This is a genomic window from Wolbachia endosymbiont of Pentalonia nigronervosa, assembly GCF_014534705.1.
Lineage (GTDB): Bacteria > Pseudomonadota > Alphaproteobacteria > Rickettsiales > Anaplasmataceae > Wolbachia.
This window is the reverse complement of record NZ_JACVWV010000071.1, coordinates 1-4936: the sequence shown is the minus strand read 5'-3', so window position 1 is coordinate 4936 and position 4936 is coordinate 1. Positions and strand designations below refer to the sequence as shown.

General features: G+C 34.5%; 5 protein-coding genes and 1 pseudogene. 4 read left to right on the top strand and 2 right to left on the bottom strand.

Annotation, left to right across the window (positions count from 1 at the left end; all coding sequences use genetic code 11):
- From IC220_RS05970 to IC220_RS05960, 3 genes are all read left to right on the top strand, one after another.
- Positions 1 to 617, top strand: a 617-nt coding sequence (locus IC220_RS05970; RefSeq protein ID WP_188153582.1) for an ATP-binding protein, incomplete at its 5' end; no start/stop codon positions are given.
- Positions 618 to 635: 18 nt separating this feature from the next.
- Entirely contained in the window at positions 636 to 1448 is an 813-nt protein-coding gene (locus IC220_RS05965) for an AAA family ATPase (protein ID WP_188153581.1), read from the top strand.
- An 18-nt stretch (positions 1449 to 1466) separates the two neighbouring features.
- The gene (locus IC220_RS05960; protein ID WP_188153580.1) at positions 1467 to 1970 is read left to right on the top strand and encodes a hypothetical protein; all 504 of its coding nucleotides are present in this window, start codon (positions 1467 to 1469) and stop codon (positions 1968 to 1970) included.
- A 202-nt stretch (positions 1971 to 2172) separates the two neighbouring features.
- Here IC220_RS05960 and IC220_RS05955 read toward each other — a convergent pair whose 3' ends face one another.
- A complete protein-coding gene (locus IC220_RS05955; RefSeq protein WP_188153579.1) occupies positions 2173 to 3282 on the bottom strand; it encodes a hypothetical protein in 1110 nt (369 codons plus the stop codon).
- The gene (locus IC220_RS05950) at positions 3239 to 4483 is read right to left on the bottom strand and encodes a hypothetical protein (RefSeq protein WP_188153578.1); all 1245 of its coding nucleotides are present in this window, start codon (positions 4481 to 4483) and stop codon (positions 3239 to 3241) included. The genes IC220_RS05955 and IC220_RS05950 overlap by 44 nt, the downstream gene beginning before the upstream one ends.
- Positions 4484 to 4649: 166 nt before the next feature.
- Here IC220_RS05950 and IC220_RS05945 point away from each other — a divergent pair.
- Positions 4650 to 4936 (top strand): annotated as a pseudogene (locus IC220_RS05945) (hypothetical protein); the annotation flags it as partial.

Below are 4936 nucleotides of genomic sequence, written 5' to 3'. Positions count from 1 at the left end.
GGGATATAGCCTGCCTAATTGGTGGTCCAAATCCTGCACTAAAATCTGATTCAGCATATAGTCAAAGACACTATGAGCACGTATCAAGTAAATACAATGGGCTCTCTTCAGAGTTTTCTAAATATCGATGTATTTTCATTGATAGCATAACAGTTGCATCTCGTCTGTGTCTCTTATGGGCAAAAATGCAACCTGAAGCTTTTTCTGAGAGATCTGGAAAACAAGACATGAGAGCTGCCTACGGATTACTTGCTCAAGAGATGATGGCCTGGCTCAATCAGTTTCAGCATATTCAAAACAAGGATATCATTACAGTTGGCACTCTTGGTCAATATTTAGATGATTTCAACCGTCCAACATGGTTACCTCAATGTGAAGGAGCTAAAACCGCTAGTGAAATTCCTGGGATTGTTGATGAAGTAATTAGTATGGTTGGTATTAAACAAGAGGATGGTACGGAGAAGCGTTCTTTTGTCTGTCAAACTATCAATTCTTGGGGATATCCTGCTAAAGACCGTAGTGGTTGCCTTGATATGGTTGAAGAGCCACATCTGGGAAAATTACTTACGAAAATTAAAACTAAGGCTCTTGCAGCTCAATTTACTGCACACAATTAATTTTTTGGAGGACTATTTATGACTAAAAACTCTCTATTATCTATTACGCAAAAAATTCCCTTCTTCAGTGTCAAAGAATACTTGGAAGATCAGTCACCTATACCGGATGATATTATTTCACCAAGAGTTCTAACCCAAAGAGGTTTATTGGTACTGGGTGGTCCTCCTAAAATAGGAAAAAGTGATTTTTTAATTTCTTGGCTTGTTCATATGGCTGCTGGAGTTCCATTTCTCGGTATGACTCCAAGTAGGCCTCTAAAGATTTTTTATATGCAAACTGAAATTGAGTATGAATATATGAAAGAACGGTTGCAACAACTTCAACTTAGTAAAGAACTTTTGGATATAGCTGCAAATAACTTAATTATCACGCCAAAAGTACAACTATCATTTAATGGTGAAGAAATAAGTGAAATAAAGAGTTCTTTAGATGAAAAGTGTTTTAAACCTGACATTTTAGCCATAGACCCATTGCGAAACATTTTCAGTAGTGAATATGGTAATGAAAATGACAATAGTGCTATGCTGTTCTTTTTACAAAAAACACTTGAGAAACTCCGTAACGCTATAAATCCCGATGCTGGCATTATTTTAACTCATCATACGAAAAAATTATCCAAGAAAATGCTCGAAGAAGATCCGTTTCAAGGCCTTAGTGGTGCTGGATCTTTGCGGGGATTTTATAGTACTGGCATGGTAATGTTTGCTCATGATGAGGACAGTACAGTGCGTCAGATAGCCTTTGAACTACGTAATGGTGAACGAGTACCAAATAAGTTAGCCGACAAGATTAGTGGGCGTTGGCAACTTGTTGATCAATGGAATAATTAATTTTAAATGGAGAACTATATGCTACAAAATTCTTTAACTGATTTTAACACTGCAAAACTACAGAGTAGTTTAATACCTAAAGGTACAATAGTCAAGGTAAAAATGGCAATAAAGCCTGGAGGTTATGAATGTTGGTTCACTAAAAGCTATACCACTGACAGCATCTATTTAAACGCTGAATTTACCGTCATTGAAGGTCCATATGCAAAACAGAAGATTTTTCAGATGATTGGTATTAAAAGTGGCAAAGCAAACGTTGAAGGAGAAGATGCATGGGGAGAAATGGGTCGCTCTATGATTCGCAGTATTTTGGAGTCAGCTCGCAATATTCATCCACATGACACTTCAGAAAAAGCAATGCTTGCGAGAAAACTTAACTCTATTGCTGATTTAAATGGTTTAGAGTTTACTGCAAAAGTTGGCATTGAGACCGATAGTAAGTACGGAGATAGGAATAAAATTGCTACGGTTGTTACTCCTGAACAAAATCACGACGTTAAATCTGACTGGGTTCCATTCTAAATTACAACTGATTAATGAGAAAGGGACGCTTTTTCCCAATTTTGCCATTTTTTTGAAGACAGATTTGGTCTTAAGGGTCATCATTCTATTCGTAAACATATTAATGCTTTAGCTACTGAAGGTTATATAACATTCCATGAAAAAGAAGCACCAGGAAATAACAGGCGCATTAAAGTAATGGAGGCCGCTTAAAGAAATAGAGTTAGTTAGCACTTAGGTTAATTGTAGATGGGTTAAGTCGATAGCCTGACCAGTTACATGCCTGTATCACATCATCACGTTCAATATTTACTCCCAACGTGCTAGCTAACTTTTCTGCTATTGCTTGTTGCATTCTATTGAGAGGTCTACGCACTTGCTGTTCTGGATCTTCAATACCTAAACTGTCTGCTATCTGGATTACACTAAGGAATTTATATTCTTCAGCTGCTTCAAAATCACGTAAAAATTGCTTAAGTAACACTCTAAAGATGCGGATGCTTGCAGTTGCCTGTTTGCTTATAACTTCAACGTCATTGACATAAATAATATTATCTATAATTTTTAATCGCAGTATCTTTTTTTCTGGAAGAGTTGTTTTTCGCAGTGGAATATAAGAATAGCAATTTAATGCCTGAAAGGAAACATTAGGTAATAACTCTGGCACTCCTTTTTCAATTGTTTCATGCAGTACTTCATTTAAAGTTTTGCATTTGCACATTAGATCTGCTATAGGAACAATGTATAGATCTAGTGGTGGATTGAGACTTTCTTTGTTAAAAGTTATTAAAGCAGTAGGATTGGTTCTTAACTTATCTACAGCAAAATATGATTTATCAGAACAGCATTCTGGAACGATCAAATTTACGAAGTTTTTTTCAACAAGGATATAGTAAACTCCTATTTTTACTTTACTCCAAGTAACGTTTAAACTTGCTAATTGTTCTTCAAACCATTCCATGACCTTTAAATGATTAATAGTTACTGCTAAAGAATAGTAACGCTTTTTTTTGTAAGTATCAGGAAAAATGTCACGTTCACAGAGATCACACATTATTGGGTTATCGTAGTCTTCATCATAATCGCTTGCGATTTCTAGTCTATTGTTGCAATAGGGATTTACTACATATGGAAGATCAGATTTATCTGAATCATTAGCACAAATTATAAAATAATATTCCCTTAAGTTTACAAAACCACAACTTAATAAATATTGTGCAACTTCTAAATAATCTTTATTGGGTGCATCGTAAGACTTATCCCACTTCAATAGCTTAGTAACTATTTCCCTATAGGTAGCAGGATTTTGTTTTTGACAAGATGGTAAGTCCATAACTGTCTTTAACTAACGACTTGAAATCTTCACGTTCTGCTTTATTTAGTACATGTTCTGAATAGTTAATAGCTATATAGTTGTGGTTTTGTACGTTTGATTGAAAAGATAGAGTAACTTTCTTCTCGCGAAAAGTTAATTTGATATGCTGCACAAGAGAAACATCATCTAACACATTACCAACAACCGGTTCTATCTTGTGTAGCAGTTCTTCAATGTTTTTAGTAGTTAAAGTAAGATAATTACTGTGCTCAGATTCAAGCAAAGTAAATCTTAACTCATACATATTCACACCTGGTATTAGTTTTCGCATGCATGATATAAGAAACATTTGTACTAGTGCAACCGCATTTTGATTGTGCACATCTACTAAGCAACATTCATGTTCGAAATATAGACTTACAATTTTACTTGCTATTTTCAATCCGTGGCCAATATTTTTAGTGCACAAGTTTACTTGGTTAGCATTAGGTGCAAAGTCAAAAATAACCCAATCAGGCTTATAACCATGAACTACCCGATTTGAGTAAAGTAATAGATCTGCACTGCTAGCACGTCGTATGAATACATAAATGCGATTATGACGATAAAAGAAACCCTGGAATTGGCTTTCCAAATCATCGTTTTCAGAGAGATCATGCTGCTTTAGTACTTTCTGTAGTACCTCTTTTGATAAGAAGTCTTTAAATGAAGTAGATTTTTGCCTTGTAGGATTTTTCAGTGCAAATGATGAGAAACTTCTTTTTTGTATTTTATTAAAGTGAAAAACGTCTTTCAATAAGTTAGGATCAATTGTAAAAAGAGTGAATAAAATAGATTTTTTATCATATTTGTTATTAACTAATGAAAATGATTCTGTAAGACTTTCACCCAATGTAAGCTTTGCTACTTCAACAATAGCAGAATCTAACTTTGCAAAACTAAAACAGCTAACTAAGTAATAGCTAAACAAAGAATCAGAAACATTAATAAGAGCCTGACGCTCTGAGTTACTATCACGTTTCCAGAGTGCACAATCTTTAAATAACTGCCCACTTTGTCCATCTTTAAAATAATGATCAAAAATTACATTTACCTGCTTATTAGAAAGGGAGTTAAGCCAGTCTTGACGTACGTTAAAATTTTTAAAGTTATTAAATAAGTTACGTGCTGGCACTTCTAAGTCGCTTTCCCAAAATTCCTGACTAGGGTAAAAGTCCATCTTATATCCAAAAGCATGAATGCATCATATTTACAATATATCTGATGTTAGTCAACTAAAATATGTCTTTTTCGAAAAAAGTAAGTTTTTGTAAAGGATTTCAAAATAAAGTGAACAGTTTTTGTAATTTTGGTGAATATATATATAACAGGGAAGCAAACAGAGTATGTCAATTCTCACACAATCAGGTAGAGCAGCAATAGCGGCAAGTATAAAAGAGCAGTCACTTCATCTTGCTTGGGGTAGTGGTGATTCAAGTTGGGAAAGTAACCATAAAGTCGAAAAAGTTTTTGTTAAGGGTGAAATCAAACTTGATCACTGTCCAATTAAAGATGTAAAAGTTTTTAAAGGTTCAACGGTCTACAAGCCAAGTATAGACTATACAGTTGATAGTAATACTGGTATGATAAAGCTAGTAGAAAAAGGCTCTATTACAGTGGAAAGTACCGTTAC